Source organism: Buchnera aphidicola (Nippolachnus piri), from assembly GCF_039383305.1.
GTDB lineage: Bacteria > Pseudomonadota > Gammaproteobacteria > Enterobacterales > Enterobacteriaceae > Buchnera_F > Buchnera_F aphidicola_AZ.
In genome coordinates, this window is record NZ_CP135009.1 from 102,213 (window position 1) to 119,928 (window position 17,716).

The 17,716-nt window shown below is 23.3% G+C and carries 12 protein-coding genes; 6 read left to right on the forward strand and 6 right to left on the reverse strand.

All coding sequences use genetic code 11. The annotated features are described in order from the left end of the window. Positions 1–28: 28 nt before the first annotated feature. The 4 genes from carB to ileS form a co-directional block, all read right to left on the reverse strand. Entirely contained in the window at positions 29–3,277 is a 3,249-nt protein-coding gene (carB, locus tag RJT25_RS00480; protein WP_343128843.1) for a carbamoyl-phosphate synthase large subunit, read from the reverse strand. Continuing rightward, a complete protein-coding gene (gene carA / locus RJT25_RS00485; protein WP_343126632.1) occupies positions 3,256–4,425 on the reverse strand; it encodes a glutamine-hydrolyzing carbamoyl-phosphate synthase small subunit in 1,170 nt (389 codons plus the stop codon). The genes carB and carA overlap by 22 nt, the downstream gene beginning before the upstream one ends. A 57-nt stretch (positions 4,426–4,482) precedes the next feature. Beyond that, positions 4,483–5,280, reverse strand: a complete 798-nt coding sequence (gene dapB / locus RJT25_RS00490) for a 4-hydroxy-tetrahydrodipicolinate reductase (RefSeq protein ID WP_343126633.1) — start codon at positions 5,278–5,280, stop codon at positions 4,483–4,485. A 641-nt stretch (positions 5,281–5,921) separates the two neighbouring features. Beyond that, the gene (gene ileS / locus RJT25_RS00495; RefSeq protein ID WP_343128844.1) at positions 5,922–8,759 is read right to left on the reverse strand and encodes an isoleucine--tRNA ligase; all 2,838 of its coding nucleotides are present in this window, start codon (positions 8,757–8,759) and stop codon (positions 5,922–5,924) included. 238 nt (positions 8,760–8,997) lie between these two features. Between ileS and rpsT the strand changes: the two genes are divergently transcribed. Then, positions 8,998–9,267, forward strand: a complete 270-nt coding sequence (gene rpsT, locus RJT25_RS00500) for a 30S ribosomal protein S20 (RefSeq protein WP_343126635.1) — start codon at positions 8,998–9,000, stop codon at positions 9,265–9,267. A 92-nt stretch (positions 9,268–9,359) separates the two neighbouring features. Here the strand turns inward: rpsT and dnaJ are convergent, their stop codons facing one another. Further along, complete coding sequence (dnaJ, locus tag RJT25_RS00505) at positions 9,360–10,496, reverse strand: molecular chaperone DnaJ (RefSeq protein ID WP_343126636.1); 1,137 nt, start codon at positions 10,494–10,496, stop codon at positions 9,360–9,362. Between the two features lie 128 nt (positions 10,497–10,624). Then, positions 10,625–12,532 (reverse strand): molecular chaperone DnaK, encoded by a 1,908-nt coding sequence (gene dnaK / locus RJT25_RS00510; protein ID WP_343128845.1) that lies wholly within the window; start codon positions 12,530–12,532, stop codon positions 10,625–10,627. Between the two features lie 303 nt (positions 12,533–12,835). On the opposite strand from dnaK, the gene ndhC reads away from it, so the two are divergent. The 5 genes from ndhC (at position 12,836) to nuoF (ending at position 17,632) form a co-directional block, all read left to right on the forward strand. Then, the gene (gene ndhC / locus RJT25_RS00515) at positions 12,836–13,177 is read left to right on the forward strand and encodes an NADH-quinone oxidoreductase subunit A (RefSeq protein ID WP_343126638.1); all 342 of its coding nucleotides are present in this window, start codon (positions 12,836–12,838) and stop codon (positions 13,175–13,177) included. A 78-nt stretch (positions 13,178–13,255) separates the two neighbouring features. Beyond that, the gene (locus RJT25_RS00520) at positions 13,256–13,903 is read left to right on the forward strand and encodes an NADH-quinone oxidoreductase subunit B (RefSeq protein WP_343126639.1); all 648 of its coding nucleotides are present in this window, start codon (positions 13,256–13,258) and stop codon (positions 13,901–13,903) included. A gap of 162 nt (positions 13,904–14,065) precedes the next feature. Next, positions 14,066–15,823, forward strand: coding sequence for an NADH-quinone oxidoreductase subunit C/D (gene nuoC, locus RJT25_RS00525; RefSeq protein ID WP_343126640.1), 1,758 nt, complete (start codon positions 14,066–14,068; stop codon positions 15,821–15,823). Between the two features lie 34 nt (positions 15,824–15,857). Further along, complete coding sequence (gene nuoE, locus RJT25_RS00530; protein WP_343126641.1) at positions 15,858–16,328, forward strand: NADH-quinone oxidoreductase subunit NuoE; 471 nt, start codon at positions 15,858–15,860, stop codon at positions 16,326–16,328. Beyond that, a complete protein-coding gene (nuoF, locus tag RJT25_RS00535) occupies positions 16,325–17,632 on the forward strand; it encodes an NADH-quinone oxidoreductase subunit NuoF (RefSeq protein ID WP_343126642.1) in 1,308 nt (435 codons plus the stop codon). The genes nuoE and nuoF overlap by 4 nt, the downstream gene beginning before the upstream one ends. Positions 17,633–17,716 lie beyond the last annotated feature (84 nt).

The following is a 17,716-nucleotide window of genomic DNA, read 5'->3' on the forward strand; positions in this document are numbered from 1 at the left end:
AATATTATATTTTTTTATGTATATATTTTTATTGTATTAAATTTTTTTGAGAATTTTGTATTTTTTGAATTGAATTAATTTCAGTAATATTATGAATTTTTAATATTTTAGAAGTAGCCCAAACACCTTTTATTGTTGTATCATAATGTATTTGATTTTTAAAAATATATTCAAAGATTTTTTGTGTTTCATGATTTTTTTGATATTCAGAATTAATATAAATTACATATGAGTATTTATTTTTTTCTAGAATTTTCTGTATTTTAAATTTTTTTTGATAAATGTAATGAATAGAATTTAAATTAGTTTTTAATTTTTTTAAAAATTGATAAATTTGAATATTAGTGAAATGGATACTAAATCCTGATTTAAGTAATTTTTGGAGTATAGGTAAAATATTTTTTTTTTTTTTAATAGGTATAGAACATAAAATATTTCCTTTTTTAGGTATTTTTTTGGTAATACTGAGTACAGCTTTATAAAAAGCATTTTTAAAATTTTTTCCAATTCCCATTACTTCGCCTGTAGATCTCATTTCTGGACTTAAAACAGGATTAGAATTTTTAAATTTATTAAATGGTAAAACTACTTCTTTTACAAAAAAATATTTTAAAAATTTTTCAGAAAAATAATATTTTTTTTTTAAAGTAATACCAATAATAACGTTCGTAGATATTTTTGCTAATTCTGTTCCAGTAGCTTTAGATAAAAATGGAATAGTACGTGAGGCTCTTGGATTTACTTCTAAAACATATATTTTATTATTTTTAATAGCAAATTGTGCATTCATTAATCCTTTAATTGAAAGAGATAAAGCTAATTTAGTAACTTGTTCTTTTATTTTTTTTTTAATATTTTTTGTAATAGTATATGTAGGGAAAATACATGCAGAATCTCCTGAATGAATTCCAGCAGGTTCAATATGTTCTAATATTCCACCTATAAATACATTTTTTTGATCACAAATTATATCTACATCTATTTCGATTGCGTTTTTTAAATATTGATCTAATAAAATTTCTTGTATTTGATGATTTAAATTTAAAAGTTGAAAATATTTTTTTAATTCGTTAGAATTTTTAATAATTTTCATATCGCGCCCTCCTAATACATATGAAGGTCGGACAATAATTGGATATCCTAAAATTTCTGCTTTTTCTATAGCGTCTGGTAAATTTTTTGCTATATTATTTTTTGGTTGTATTAATCCTAATTTTTTAATAATTTTTTGAAATTTATATCTATTTTCAGCTTTATCAATATTTTTAAATGTTGTTCCTAAAATATTAATATTAAATTTTTGAAAATCTTTAGATAACTTTAAAGGTGTTTGACCTCCATATTGAATAATAATTCCTAAAGGTTTTTCAATATTAATAATAGAAAAAATGTGTTCAAAAGTAATAGGTTCAAAATATAGACGGTGAGACATATTATAATCTGTAGATACTGTTTCAGGATTACAGTTTATCATAATTGTTTCATATTTTTTTTTCATTAAAGCTTGAGATGCATGTACACAACAATAATCAAATTCTATTCCTTGTCCGATTCTATTTGGTCCTCCTCCTAAAATAACAATTTTGTTTTTATTTTTTGTAGGTATAGATTCACATTCATCTTCCCAAGTAGAATAAAAATATGCTGTTTCAGTAGAAAATTCTGCAGCACAAGTATCAATACGTTTATATACTGGAAAAATTTTAAATTTTAATCGTAAATTACGAATTTTTTCTTCCGTAGTATTTAATAATTGTGAAATTCGTAAATCTGAAAATCCTTTTTTTTTTAAAAATTTTAAAAATTTTGAATCAATTTTTTTGTAGTCTAAAGTTTTTAAATTTTCTTCAATATGAATTAATTCTTGAATATAATATAAAAACCATGGATCTATATTTGTTAAATTTTGAATTTTTTTTAAAGTCCATCCTTTTCGAAAAGATTCTCCTATATACCAAAGACGTTCCGGGCCTGCTGATTTTAATTCATATATTAATTTTTTTTTATTTTGAATAATTTTATTAGATAATGGAATTCTAGAAGTAATATCAAAACCACTCGAACCTATTTCTAAGCTTTGTATGGCTTTATGTAAAGACTCTTGAAATGTTCGTCCAATAGCCATTACTTCACCAACTGATTGCATTTGCGTAGTTAAACGATCTTTACAATTTGGAAATTTTTCAAAATTAAAACGAGGCATTTTAATTACAATATAATCTAGAGAAGGTTCAAATGCAGCAGGGGTATGAATTCCAGTAATATCATTATGTAATTCATCTAAAGTATATCCAATAGCTAGTTTAGTAGCAATTCTTGCAATAGGGAAACCTGTAGCTTTAGAAGCTAAAGCTGAAGATCTAGATACGCGGGGATTCATTTCAACAATGATCATTTTTCCTGTTTTAGGGTTTATAGCAAATTGTACGTTTGCTCCTCCATTATTAACTCCAATTTCTTTTAAAATTTTTTTTGCTGCATTTCTCATTTTTTGAAATTCTATATCACTTAAAGTTTGAGAAGGAGCAATTGTAATTGAATCTCCAGTATGAATTCCCATAGGATCAATATTTTCAATAGAGCATACAATAATACAATTTTCTTTATGATCACGAACAATTTCCATTTCATATTCTTTCCATCCAAGTAATGATTCATCAATTAATAATTCATTTGTTGGAGATTGTTTTAATCCTGATTCACAAATTTTTTTAAATTCTTTTAAAGAATATGCTATACCTCCTCCGCTTCCTCCCATAGTAAAAGAAGGTCGAATAATACATGGAAAACCTATTTTTTTAGAGATTTTTAATGCTTGTTGAAAAGTATTTGCAATACCGCATTTTGCAGTATTTAATCTAATTTTTTTCATAGATTTTTCAAATAAATGTCTATTTTCAGCTTTTTTTATAGCTTTAATTGTAATACCAATTATTTCTACATTATATTTTTTTAAAATTTTTTTTTTATAAAGTTTTAAAGTGCAATTTAAAGCTGTTTGTCCCCCCATTGTAGGTAATAAAGCTTGTGGTTTTTCTTTTTTAATAATTTTTTCAATTATGGAAGTGTTAAGAGGTTCAATATATGTCCGATGAGCCATCTGAGGATCGGTCATAATTGTAGCTGGATTAGAATTAATTAAAATTATTTTAAATCCTTCTTCTTTAAGTACTTGACAAGCTTGTACTCCTGAATAATCAAATTCACAAGCTTGTCCAATAATAATAGGTCCAGCTCCTAAAATTAAAATAGTTTTTAAATCTTTTCTTTTTGGCATGTTGATTCCTTTTTTAACATATTTTTGATAAAATTTTCAAATAATATTTTTATATCATGAGGTCCAGGTGAAGATTCTGGATGTCCTTGAAACCCAAAAGAAGGAGAATTTTTTAAAGAAATTCCTTGAATAGTTTGATCAAATAAAGAAACATGTGTAATTTTAATGTTTGAGTTTAAAGAATTTGGATCAATAGTATAATTGTGATTTTGAGTTGTAATAAAAATACGATTATTTATTAAATTTTTGACTGGATGATTGGACCCATGATGTCCAAATTTCATTTTAATAATTTTTGCATGAGCAGCTAATGCTAAAATTTGATGACCTAAACAAATTCCAAAAATAGGAATTTTATATAATAATAATTTTTTAATTTGTTTAATGGATTCTAGACAGGTTCTAGGATCACCTGGTCCATTGGATAAAAGTATACCTGAGGGGTTTAATAATAAAATTTCTTTTATTTTTGTATTAGCAGGAACTACAGTAATAGAGCATTTTTTTTTAAATAAAATTTCTAGAATATTTTTTTTGATTCCGAAATCATATACTATTACATGTAAGAGTTTTTTTTTTTTGAAATTTATATTGTTAATATTTTTTTTTTTAGTATTAGTAGAAAGGGGATGTGGATACCAAATATATTTTTTTTTTGTAGTTTTTTTGAGTGTAATATTTAATTTAGGTAATTTAGAATATTTTAAAATTTTTTTTAAGATTTTTTGTGTAGATATATTAATGTTAGTAGTAATACATCCATATTGTGTACCTGAAATTCTAAGAATTTTAGTTAATTTTCTAGTATCAATATCCGTAATAGAAATTATATTATTTTCTTGCAGATATTGTACTAAATTTTTTTGACTAGTATAATGACTATCTATACTTGATAAGTTTTTTGTAATAATTCCTTTTGCATGAATTTTTTTAGATTCAGATGAATTAGAATTAATTCCTATATTTCCTATGTGAGGATAAGTAAATACTATGAATTGATTGCTATATGAGGGATCAGTTAAAATTTCTTGATAACCTGTCATAGCTGTATTAAATACTATTTCACCTAAAAATGTTCCTTGAATTCCAGTATTTTTTCCATAAAATATAGTTCCGTTTTGTAGTATTAAGATTGCGGTGGTCTGCAAAATTCTTCTCCTCAAATTTTTTAATGTTTAATGATGAGTTAATTTATATCTGAGGTTTTATATTAGAACATCTCTCATAGTAAAAAAACCATTTTTTTTATTTTTTAACCAATACGCAGATTTTAAAGCCCCTTGTGAAAAAATATCACGTGTAACAGCTTTGTGGGTAATCTTCAATATCTCTTGAGAATTTTCAAATATTACAGTATGTTTTCCTATAATGTTTCCAAGTCGTAAACTTGAACAAATAATTTTTTTTTTATTTTTTTTTTTATTTAAATAGAAATATTCAGAAATATTTTTATTTTGAAATTTCCACTTCATAGTATTTGTAATAATAGATTTTAAATATAATGCAGTTCCAGAAGGTTGATCTTTTTTATTTTTATGATGGGATTCTAGAATTGCAATATCACTATTTTCTCCTATTACATTAGAAATTTTTTCTAGTAAAATACACATTAAATTAATTCCACAGCTAAAATTTGGTGAATATAGAATAGATATTTTTTTAGAAGATTCTTTGATATATTTCATTTGTAAATTAGTAAATCCGGTAGTTCCAATTACAATATTTTTTTTTTTTTTTATACAAAATTCTAGGTTTTGTAAAGAAGATTTCGGGTTACTAAAATCTATTAAGACATCAAAATCTACTGTTTTTTTTTGATTAAGTTGATTTAAATTTAAAAATGGAAAGTTAAAATTTTTATGATTTTTAAATTTTTTTGATATTTTATTTTTAATTAAAGCATACGTACAAGTTATTTTTGGAAAATTTTTTAATTCTTTAATTAATGATTGCCCCATTTTCCCGTATGCACCAGAAATTATAATTTTTGTATTTTTTTCCATTATTGATCCTATATTTTATTAGATAAAAAATTTTTTTAAAAAAAATATCATAATATATTATGATATTTTTTAATATTGTGAAAGTGAAAAATTTTTTTTTAAAAAAATAATATTTAAATATTTTTTAAAGATATTTAATATAATTAAAAGATTTTATATCCTAATAATGTAAAAATTGTAGAATATTTTTTAAAAAATATAAAAAATCTAAATTTTAAAATTTTTTTTAAATAAAAAATATCATTTATAATAAAATTTTTAATTTTACAGATATAAAGATAATTTAAAAAAAATATATAACATATAATATTAATTTTTATAAAATAAATTTTGATATAAATATATTCATATATTAAAAATTCTTTATATTTTGAAAGTTTAATTATATATATAGAATATATTTTTTATTTTTTAAAATATTTTTTATATAAAAAATTTGAAAATTTAAAAAATATTAAAAATATAAAAATTTTTTATATTTTTTTTAAAGAGCAAATTTTTATAAAAAATTTTAAAATTATAAAAAGTAAATAATATTAAAAAATAATATTTTTTTTATTTTATTTAATTTTTTTATAGAATGTAATATTAAAATTTTATTGAAGAGTATAAAATTATAATATTTTATATTAGATGAATTTTTAAAAAAATTTTCTTTTTTCACCTATTCCATAAACGTTTGTAAAACATCTAGCGCAAATATTAGTATTTTTAAAATTTTTTTTAAAATTTTCTACATATTGCCAACATCTTATACATTTTTTACCAATAGATTTTTTAATTAAAATTTTGCAATTTTTAATATATTTATTTTTTTTTAAGTTAATGGGCGCTATAATATAATTTTTAAGTTGAATTTGTGATACAGAAAAAAATATAGGTAATTCATTACTATTAATAATTCGTAATAATTTTGAAATTTTAGAGGTGATATAAAAAATTATTTTTACTTCTGAATTACTAGAAATTTTTTTTTTTTCTCTCTTTTTTTCGATATTTTTATGAACTTCTCTACGTAATAAAAATATAGTCTTCCAAAAATTAGAATTAAATATATTTTTTTGAATTGTTATATTAGGTAATTCATACCATTTTTCAAAAAAAATATATTTTTTATTTTTTTCGGGAACATAATTCCAAATTTCATCAGCAGTGAAAGATAGAATTGGTGAAATCCATCGTATTAAATACTCTAAAATGTGATACAACGCAGTTTGTATACTTCGGCGTTCTAAACTATTTTTTTGAAACATGTACAATCTATCTTTTGTAATTTCAAAATATTTCGAACTTAATTGTATTGAGCAAAAATTTAAAATTTTTTTTATAACTATTTGAAAATTATAATGAGAATAATTTTTTATAATATTTTTTTGAAATTTTTTTGTAAGATTTAATATCCATTGATCAATTTTTAACATTTTTAAGAATGTAATTGAATTTTTACTAGGAGTAAAATCATGTAAATTTGATAAAATAAAACGAATGGTATTTCGAATACGCCGATAATATTCTGAAGTTTGTTGCATAACATATTCTGAAATAGACATTTCATTAGAATAATTTGTGTATGCAACCCATAATCTTAAAATATCAGCTCCCCATTTTTTTATAATTTCTTGAGGAGAAACAATATTACCTAATGATTTAGACATTTTTTGTTTTTTTTGGTCAACAACAAATCCATGTGTAATAATGTTATAATATGGAATTTGAGATTTAGTATATGTTGAAATAATTAAAGAAGACATAAACCATCCTCGATGTTGATCTGAACCTTCTAAACATAAATCTGAAATATAATTTTTTTTTTTTTTAATATTATATTTATAAATTTTTAATTGATGATTTGATCCGGATTCAAACCAAACATCGATAATATCATTAACTTTTTGATATTCTGAAGAATTTTTTTTTAAAAGTTTTTTAGGTTTTAAATTCCACCATATTTGACTACCTTTTTTTTTAACTATTTTAGAAAAATTTTTTAAAATTGAAACAGTATTGGGATGTAAAGTAAAATTTTTTTTATGAATAAATAAAGGAAGAGGTATACCCCATATTCTTTGGCGAGAAATGCACCAATCAGGTCGATTTTTTATCATTAATTTCATTTTTTTTTTCCCCCATTGAGGAACCCAATTAATTAAATTAATGTTTTTAAGTATTTTTTTTTTTAATGGATTTTGATGAATTTTTATAAACCATTGAGGGGTTGCTCGAAAAATAATAGGAGTTTTATGTCTCCAACAATGAGGGTATTGATGTAAAATTTCTTTAACGAATAAAAATTGATTTTTATTTTTTAGTATTTTTATAATAATTTTAGAACTTTTAAAAATATGAATTTTATTTAAATAAGAATTTTGAGGATTTTTATAGATTCCATAAGAATTAATCATATGAATTGGATTAATTTTATATTTTTTACAAATTATAAAATCTTCTAATCCATGATCAGGTGACATTTGAACTATACCAGTACCTAAAGTATTAGTAATATGTTCAGAAAATATAATTGGAATTTTTTTTTTTGTGATAGGATGACATACATATAAATTTTTAAATTTTTTTCCAGGTACATTATCAACAATTTTATATTGATTAGTATTTATTTCTTTAAGAAAATTATGTATTAAATTTTTAGCACAAATAAAAAATGATTTTTTAATAATAAATATTGTATATTGAATGTTAGGATTTATTGCAATAGCTTGACAAGTAGGAATGGTCCAAATTGTAGTAGTATATATAATAAAAGAAAATTTTTGTAAAGTATTTTTATTTTGAGTTTTTTTAGTAATTTTTTGAAGAAATTTTTGAGATTGAAAAATTTTCAAAGTAAAAAAAATTGTTTGACATTTTTTCGATAAATATTCTATTTCAGCTTCAGCTAATGAAGATTGACAATCCATACACCAATAAATAGGTTTAAAATCTCTATATAAATTTTTTTTTTGAATAATTTTTGATAAAGTTAAAATAGTATTTGCTTCATTTTCATAATTCATAGTTAAATTAGAATTATTCCAATCAGCTAAAATACCTAATCTTTTAAAATCTTTTTTTTGTTTTTTAATTTGTTGAAGAACATATTGACGACAAATTTTATGAATTTTTGGAATATTTAAAATTTTTTCTTTAAATTTTATTTTTTTTTCAATTTTGTGTTCAATTGGTAATCCGTGACAATCCCAACAAGGAATAAAAGGAGCATAAAAATTGGATAATCTTTTTGATTTTAAAATTATATCTTTTAAAATTTTATTAACAGCATGTCCTAAATGAATATTACCATTAGCATATGGGGGACCATCATGCAAGAAAAAAGATTTTTTATAATTTTTTTGGTTGTTTAGATATGTATAAATTTTTTCATTTTTCCATTTTTTTAAAATATCGATTTCTTTAGAAATCAAATTAGCTTTCATAGAAAATTTTGTTTTTGGTAAATTAATGTTATTATTATTAAAATGCATAATTTTCTCATTTTCATAATTTTTTTAGAAAAAATATATTATATTTTTTAATAAAAAATTATATTTTAATTTATAATATATTTTTTTATAAAAAATTTTTATTAATAGTAAAATTTTAAAAAAATATAAATTTTATATTTATATTTTTATCATAACATGCTTATATAAATATTTTTTTATAAAATATTTCATTTTTTATTTAAAAAATATTTATTAAATTATTAAAGAGAATATACAATTGGCAAATATTAAATCGGCAAAAAAAAGAATTCTTATTTCAGAAAAAAAAAGAAAAATTAACGTGAGTATGCGCTCAAAAGTTAAAACTTTTATAAAAAAGGTATTAATTTCGATTAAAAATAATCGTATGCAAGAAGCACAAAAAAATTTTAAAATTTTACAACCTATTTTGGATCGAAGTGTTTCTAAAGGAGTTATTCATAAAAATAAATCTTCTCGTTATAAATCCAATTTAATATCAAAAATTAAAAAAATAAAAAATATTTAAATATATTTTTTTTAAAAGAGCGAGGGAATTTTAGTATTGTGGCTATGAAATTAATTATTCATAGTTTACAATACTTTCTCTCGCATAATAAATTATTTTGTTAAATTATCAAAAAATCTTTTTACACTATTAAAAAATCTTTTCGATTTAGGGCTATTACTTTTTCCTTTTAGTTCTCCGAAACTTTTTCCTAATTTATATAATAATTTTTTTTGAGATAAATTTAAATTTACAGGAGTTTCTACAATAATTTTACAAAATAAATCACCTAAAATACCATTTCTAACGGAACGAATACCTTTACCACGAATTCTAAATAATTTACCAGATTGAGTTTCATGAGGAATTTTGAAATTTATACGTCCTTCTAAGGTAGGAATTTCTATTTCTCCACCTAAAGAAGCCATAACAAAATTAATAGGTACTTCACAATGTAAATTATTATCTTCTCTTTCAAAAATAGGATGTTTTTTTACATGTACTTGTATATATAAATCTCCGGAACGCGCACCATTTAATCCTGCTTCTCCTTCATTATTTAATCTAATTCTATCGTTAGTATCAATACCAGCAGGTATTTTAACGGAAATTTTTTTTGATTTTTTAGTTCTTCCTTGTCCGTTACAAGTAGAACATGGATTTTGAATAATTTTTCCTTTTCCTTCACAAGAAGGGCAACTTTGTTGTACACTAAAAAATCCTTTACGAATATGTATTTGTCCATTTCCGTGACAATTAGAACAAATGATGGGTTTAGTTCCATTAGAAGCTCCTGTACCGTAACAAGAATTACATTTTGTTAAGGTAGGAATATATATCTCTTTGTAAATACCTTTTACGGCTTCTTCTAATGTTAGATCTAAATTATATTGTAAATCAGATCCTTTGGTTTTTTTTTGTGTTTTTGTACTCCCAAATATATCTCCAAATACATCTCCAAAAATATCACTAAAATCAGATGTAGATGTTCGAAAACTATTTGTAAAATTATTATTTGAAGAATTTTGTTCAAAAGCAGAATGACCATATTGGTCATATAGTTTTCTTTTTTTAGAATCACTTAAGATTTCATATGCTTCTTTAATTTCTTTAAATTTTTTTTCTGCTTGCTTATTACCTTGGTTTTTATCGGGATGGTATTTCATAGCAAGTTTTTTATAAGCTCTTTTAATATTTAAAGTATTTGCCGTATTAGATATATTCAATGTTTGATAGTAATCTTTTTTCATATAATTTTCTTCTGTCTAATAATTTAAATACTTAACGGGTGTGAAATTAGAGTATTATTACACCCGTTAGGACATCTTAAAAATAATAAAATTTATAATTTTTTTTATATATTAAAAACATTATAGAATTATTTTTTTGGTTTTTCTTTAATTTCTTCAAATTCAGCATCAGTTACTGTTTCATTATTTTTTTTTGTAGGTTTTTTTTCTGAAGAATTTTGAGTTGTTTGTTCTAAATTATTAAATTTAGAATTTAATTGTAATATTATTTTAATATTTTTTTCTATTTCTTCTTTATTTTCTTTTTGTAAAGTCTCATCTAAAATTTTTAATGCGTTTTCAATTTCAGTTTTGTCTTGATCTGATAATAAATTTTTATATTTTTCTAATTGAGTTTTGGTACTATGAGAAATTTGATCTCCTTGATTTCTAATTTTGATTAATTCTTCAAATTGTAAGTCTTTTTCAGAATTTTCTTGCGCTTCTGTAATCATTTTTTTAATTTCATCTTCGTTTAAACCTGAAGATGCTTTAATTGTAATTTTTTGTTCTTTATTTGTAGCTTTATCTTTAGCTGAGACATGTAAAATTCCATCTGCATCTATATCAAAAGTCACTTCTATTTGTGGTATTCCTCGTGGTGCCGCTTGAATACCATCTAAATTAAATTGTCCTAAAGATTTATTATCTGAAGATCTTTTACGTTCTCCTTGTAACACATGAATAGTAACCGCAGATTGATTATCTTCAGCTGTAGAGAAAATTTGACTATGTTTAGTTGGAATTGTAGTATTTTTTCCAATTAAAGTTGTCATAACTCCTCCCATTGTCTCTATTCCTAATGATAATGGTGTTACATCTAATAATAAAACATCTTTAACATCTCCAGATAATACACCTCCTTGTACTGCTGCTCCTACTGCCACTGCTTCATCAGGATTTACATCTTTACGTGGATCTTTTCCAAAAAATTCTGCAACTTTTTTTTGGACTAAAGGCATACGAGTTTGACCACCAACTAAAATAATATCTTGAATATCAGAAATCTTTAATTTAGCATCTTTTAATGCTTTTTTTAAAGGTTTCATAGATCTAATTACTAGATCTTCTACTAAAGATTCTAACTTAGATCTTGTAACTTTAATATTTAAATGTTTCGGACCTTGAGAATTTGCTGTAATATAAGGTAAATTTACATCAGTTTGTTGAGCAGAAGAAAGTTCAATTTTAGCTTTTTCTGAAGCTTCTTTTAATCTTTGCATTGCTAAAGAATCATTTCTTAAATCAATACCTTGTTCTTTTTGGAATTCTTCAACTAAAAAATTAATTAATCGATTATCGAAATCTTCACCACCTAAATGTGTATCTCCATTAGTTGCTAAAACTTCAAATGTTTTTTCTTTATCTACATCATCAATTTCAATAATTGAAATATCAAAAGTTCCACCACCTAAATCATAGACAGCAATTATACGATTTCCTTTACCTTTATCTAATCCATATGCTAATGCAGCAGCTGTAGGTTCATTAATAATTCTTTTTACTGTTAATCCTGCTATTCTTCCGGCATCTTTTGTAGCTTGACGTTGTGCATCATTAAAATATGCTGGAACGGTTATAACTGCTTCTGATACTTTTTCTCCTAAATAATCTTCTGCAGTTTTTTTCATTTTTTTTAAAACTTCAGCAGAAATTTGTGGTGGAGCTATATTTTCATTATTAACTTTTATCCATGCATCTCCATTTTCTGATTGTGAAATTTCATAAGGCATTATTTTTATATCTCTTTGTACTTCTTCATCTTGAAATTTTCTACCAATTAATCTTTTAATAGCAAATAGAGTATTTTTGGGATTTGTTATAGCTTGTCTTTTAGCGGGTTGACCTACTAAAATTTCATTTTCACGAGTATAAGCAATTACTGAAGGAGTAGTTCTTTCTCCTTCTGAATTTTCTAATACGCGTGCTGAATTACCATCCATAATAGCAATACAAGAATTTGTAGTTCCTAGATCTATTCCAATAATTTTACTCATGATATGTTATCCTAATAATAAATCAGATTAATATATAAACATTATATGTTTATTAACTTTTAAAATTTTTATTTTTTAAAAGGAATACTATTTTAATGGGGTCATTTTATGTAGCATCAAGGGTAAAATAAAAATATAATTTTTTTAAAAAAAATGTTATAAAGTTTAAATATTTTTTTAATATTTTTAGAAATATTTTAGTTTTTTTGTAATATATTAAATATAATATAATTTTAAAATAAATATTTTAATAGATATTTAAAATTATAAAATGAATAAAATTTTATTAGAATAGGTTTCTTTATGGAAAATTATAATTTTTTATATTTTGTATTATTTAGTATTAGTTTAGGTATTTTAATTTTGTTATTAAGTTTTTTTTTAGGCGTAAAATCTATTTCTAGATATAAGAATTTTCCTTTTGAATCTGGTATGCCATCTTTGTATACTGCTAGATTTCAAATTTCTATTGAATTTTATATAATAGCAATTTTATTTGTGATTTTTGATACAGATATTTTATATTTATATACGTGGGCTATTAGTATTAAAGAATGTGGTTGGATAGGATTTTTAGAGGCAAGTTTTTTTATTATATTTTTATTAATAACTTTATTGTATTTAATACGGATTAAAATTATTTAAGCAAATTATTTTAGTATTTGAAAATTTTTAATAATTTTAATTTAGGTATTTTTTATAATATTTTAAAATGAGTATTTTATGAAATATACATTAACATCAGCTATATATAAAAATAATGCAAGAATAAAAAAAAAAAAAAATACACTAAATCCATTTAAAGAATTTATAAAAAAAAATTATTTTTTTGGAAAATTATCACAGTATTTACATAATTTAATTAATTGGGGGCGTAGAAATTCTTTATGGCCTTATAATTTTGGGTTATCTTGTTGTTATGTTGAAATGGTCAGCGCTTTTACTTCAGTACATGATATTTCACGTTTTGGATCAGAAGTATTACGTACTTCTCCTCGTCAGGCTGATTTTATTGTGATAGCAGGAACGCCATTTTTGAAAATGGTGCCTATAATACAACGTATTTATGATCAAATGTTAGAGCCTAAATGGGTAATTTCAATGGGTTCTTGTGCAAATTCAGGTGGTATGTATGATGTATATTCTGTTGTTCAAGGTGTTAATAAATTCTTACCAGTAGATGTTTATATTCCTGGTTGTCCACCTAGACCAGAAGCGTATATACAAGCTTTTATTTTATTACAAAATTTGATTAAATTTGAAAAAAGACCTTTATCCTGGATTGTAGGAGATCAAAATGTTTATCAGGCTAATATGAAATCAGAAAAGTTTAAAAGAAGAAAAAAACGTATTTTAATGAAAAATATTTAAAAAAAAATATTTTTTATTAAGAAATATTTTTAATTATAAATTTTAAGAATATATTTATTAAAGATAGTGTTATGTAAAATTTTTAGAAAATATGAAAAATATAACATGTTAATTTTTTAGTAAATTTTTAAATTTTAGAAAATTAGTGAGAATCAGTTAAAAATGTTAGAATATTTTAAAAAACCTATTATAAAGAAATTATTTCAAAGATTTGGAAAATCTTTTTTTTTCATACAAGAGACTCTTTTAGATTTTCCAGTATTATGGATTTCAAAAGACAATTTAATTCAAGTTTTAAAATTTCTTTATTTTAATCAACCTAATTCTTATAATTTTTTATTTGATTTGCATGGTGTAGATGAACGTTTACGTAAAAATAGAAAATTTTTACCGAAAGCTGATTTTTCTTTATTTTATCATATTATTTCTTTTATAGATAATAGTGATATTATGTTAAAAATTGCATTATTTGAAAAAAATTTAATAGTTCCTACAATTACTTCTATTTTTTCTAATGCAAATTGGTATGAATGTGAGATTTGGGAAATGTTTGGAATAAGATTTTGTGGTCATCCAAATTTACGTCGTATTATTATGCCTAGTTATTGGAAAGGTTTTCCTATGCGTAAAGATTATCCATGTCGTGCTACAGAAAATCAAAATTTTTTTTTAGATTCAGAATTTGAAAAAAAATCTATGGAATCTTTAAATTTTAAACCTGAATCATGGGGTTTAAAAAACATAAATACTGGATTTGAATATATGTTTTTAAATTTAGGTCCTAATCATCCTTCTTCTCATGGAGCTTTTCGAATTTTATTATTACTAGATGGAGAAAAAATTGTTAATTGTATGCCAGATATTGGGTATCATCATCGGGGAGCTGAAAAAATTGCAGAACGTCAAACTTGGCATAATTATATTCCTTATACGGATCGTATTGAATACTTAGGGGGATGTGTTAATGAAATGCCTTATATTTTAGCAGTCGAAAAATTAGCAAATATTATAGTTCCTAAAAAAGTTGAAATTATTCGTATTATGTTATCGGAATTATTTCGGATTAATAGTCATTTATTGTTTATTTCTACATTTATTCAAGATGTAGGAAGTATGAGTACAGTTTTTTTAGCATTTACTGATAGACAAAAAATTTATGATATTATAGAAATGATTACAGGTGCACGAATGCATCCTGCATGGTTTCGTATTGGGGGTGTAGCAAAAGATTTACCTAAAAAATGGCATCTAAAGCTTAAAAAATTTTTAGAGTGGATTCCTAAAAGATTAAAATTTTATACAAATATAGCGTTAAAAAATAGTATTTTAATTTCTAGATCTAAAGGAGTTGCTAGTTATATTGCAAAGGAAGCAATAGAATGGGGTATTACTGGAGCTGGTTTAAGGGCTACTGGTATAAATTTTGATGTTAGAAAATCACGTCCTTATTCTGGATATCAAAATTTTGAATTTGAAATTCCTATTGGATCAGGGATCAGTGATGCATATACTAGAGTTACTTTAAAAATGGAAGAAATATATCAAAGTTTACGAATTTTGCAGCAATGTTTAGAAAATATGCCTTCTGGACCATTTAAAGCTGATCATCCTTTAACTACACCTCAAGAAAAAAAAGAATCTTTATATAATATAGAAACTTTAATTACTCATTTTGTATCTATGTCATGGGGTATTGTTTTAAATCCAAATGAGAGTTTTCAAATGGTAGAATCTACAAAAGGTATAAATAGTTATTATTTAATTAGTGATGGGGATATTTTTAGTTATAGAACTAGAATACGGACTCCTAGTTTTCCTCATTTACAGCAAATTCCATCAGTTATTCAAGGTTTTTTAATTTCTGATTTAATTGTTTATTTAGGTAGTATTGATTTTGTGATGTCAGATGTAGATCGTTAAATGTATGTAAAATTTGAAGGTATAGGAAAATTTTATGTGTAAATTAAATACAAAAGAATTATCTCAAATAAATGAAATTAAAAAACATTATAAATACCCTCAAGCCTCTTTAATTGAAGTATTAAAAATTGTGCAAGAAAATAGAGGTTGGATTTCTGATTTTATGGTTAAAGAAATAGCGTATATTTTAGATATTTCTAGTTGTGAAGTAGATAGTGTAGCTACTTTTTATAGTCAAATTTTTAGAAAACCAGTAGGAAGAAATATTGTACGATATTGTGATAGTGTTGTATGTTTTTTAAATGGATATTTAAGTATTAAAAAAGCTTTGAAAAAAACTTTAAAAATTTCTCTTGGGCAAACAACAAAAGATTTTAGATATACATTATTACCGACTTGTTGTTTAGGAGCATGTGATCAAGGTCCAGTTTTAATGATTAATAAAGATTTAATTTGTCATGTTAAAGTAGCAATGATTCCTAAAATTTTGGATATTTATAAATGAAAAATATTAAATTAAACCCTGAAACTCATCCATTAACTTGGCGTTTAAATTCTGTTATTTCTCCAATTTGGATTCATGAATATATAAAAAAAAAAGGATATCAAGCAGTTTTAAAAACTTTAAAGAATTTTGAACCAAATGAAATTATTCAATTAGTAATTCAATCAGGCTTAAAAGGTAGAGGGGGAGCTGGATTTCCTACAGGAGTAAAATGGAATTTAATGTCAAATAATAAATTAAAAAAATCTCGTTATTTAATTTGTAATGCTGATGAAATGGAACCAGGAACTTATAAAGATCGTTTTTTATTAGAAAATTTACCTCATCAATTAATAGAGGGGATGATTATTGCTGCTTTTGCGCTAAATGTAAAGTATGGATATATATTTTTAAGAGGAGATTATTATACTGCTGAAAAAAATTTAAATAGAGCATTAAGTGAGGCTAAAAATAGCGGATATTTAGGAGATTATATTTGTAAAAGTAATTTTAGTTTTCATTTGTTTTTACATACAGGTGCTGGACGATATATTTGTGGTGAAGAAACTGCTTTAATTAATTCTTTAGAAGGAAAACGAGCTAATCCTAGATATAAACCTCCTTTTCCGGCTATATCAGGTTTATGGGGTAAACCTACATGTATAAATAATGTTGAAACTTTATCTAATATACCATCGATTATTTTGTATGGAAATACTTGGTATCATAGTTTGTCTCAGAGTGTAGATACAGGTACAAAATTGTTAGGATTTTCTGGATTAGTAAAAAAAGCAGGTTTATGGGAATTACCTTTAGGGATTACAGCTAGAGAAATTTTTGAAAAATATTCTGGTGGCATGAGATCTGGTTATATTTTAAAAGCTTGGCAACCAGGAGGCGCGGGAACTAGTTTTTTAATAAATAAACATTTAGATGTTAAGATGGATTTTATAAGTTTACAGGAAATTGGTAGTAGATTAGGTACAGGATTATCTATGGCCATAGATACTTCAGTAAATATGATATCATTATTAATAAATTTAGAAACGTTTTTTGCTCGTGAATCTTGTGGTTTTTGTACTCCTTGTCGAGATGGATTACCTTGGGTGGTAAAAATTTTAAAAAAGTTAGAAAGAAAACATGGATCTTTAGATGATATAAAATTATTAGAAGAAATTTCTGAAAATTTAGGTCCCGGAAAAACTTTTTGTGCTCATGCGCCAGGAGCTGTTTCTCCTTTAAAGAGTGCAATAAAATATTTTCGTACTGAGTTTGAAGCTGGTACAATTTTGTTTCCAAAATATTTTCAAAATATTTTAGTATAGTTTAGGTTTTTAATTTATAAATTTAAAATTTAATAAATATTTTTTTAAAAAATTATTTTTTTTAAAAAAAATAAAAAATTTATT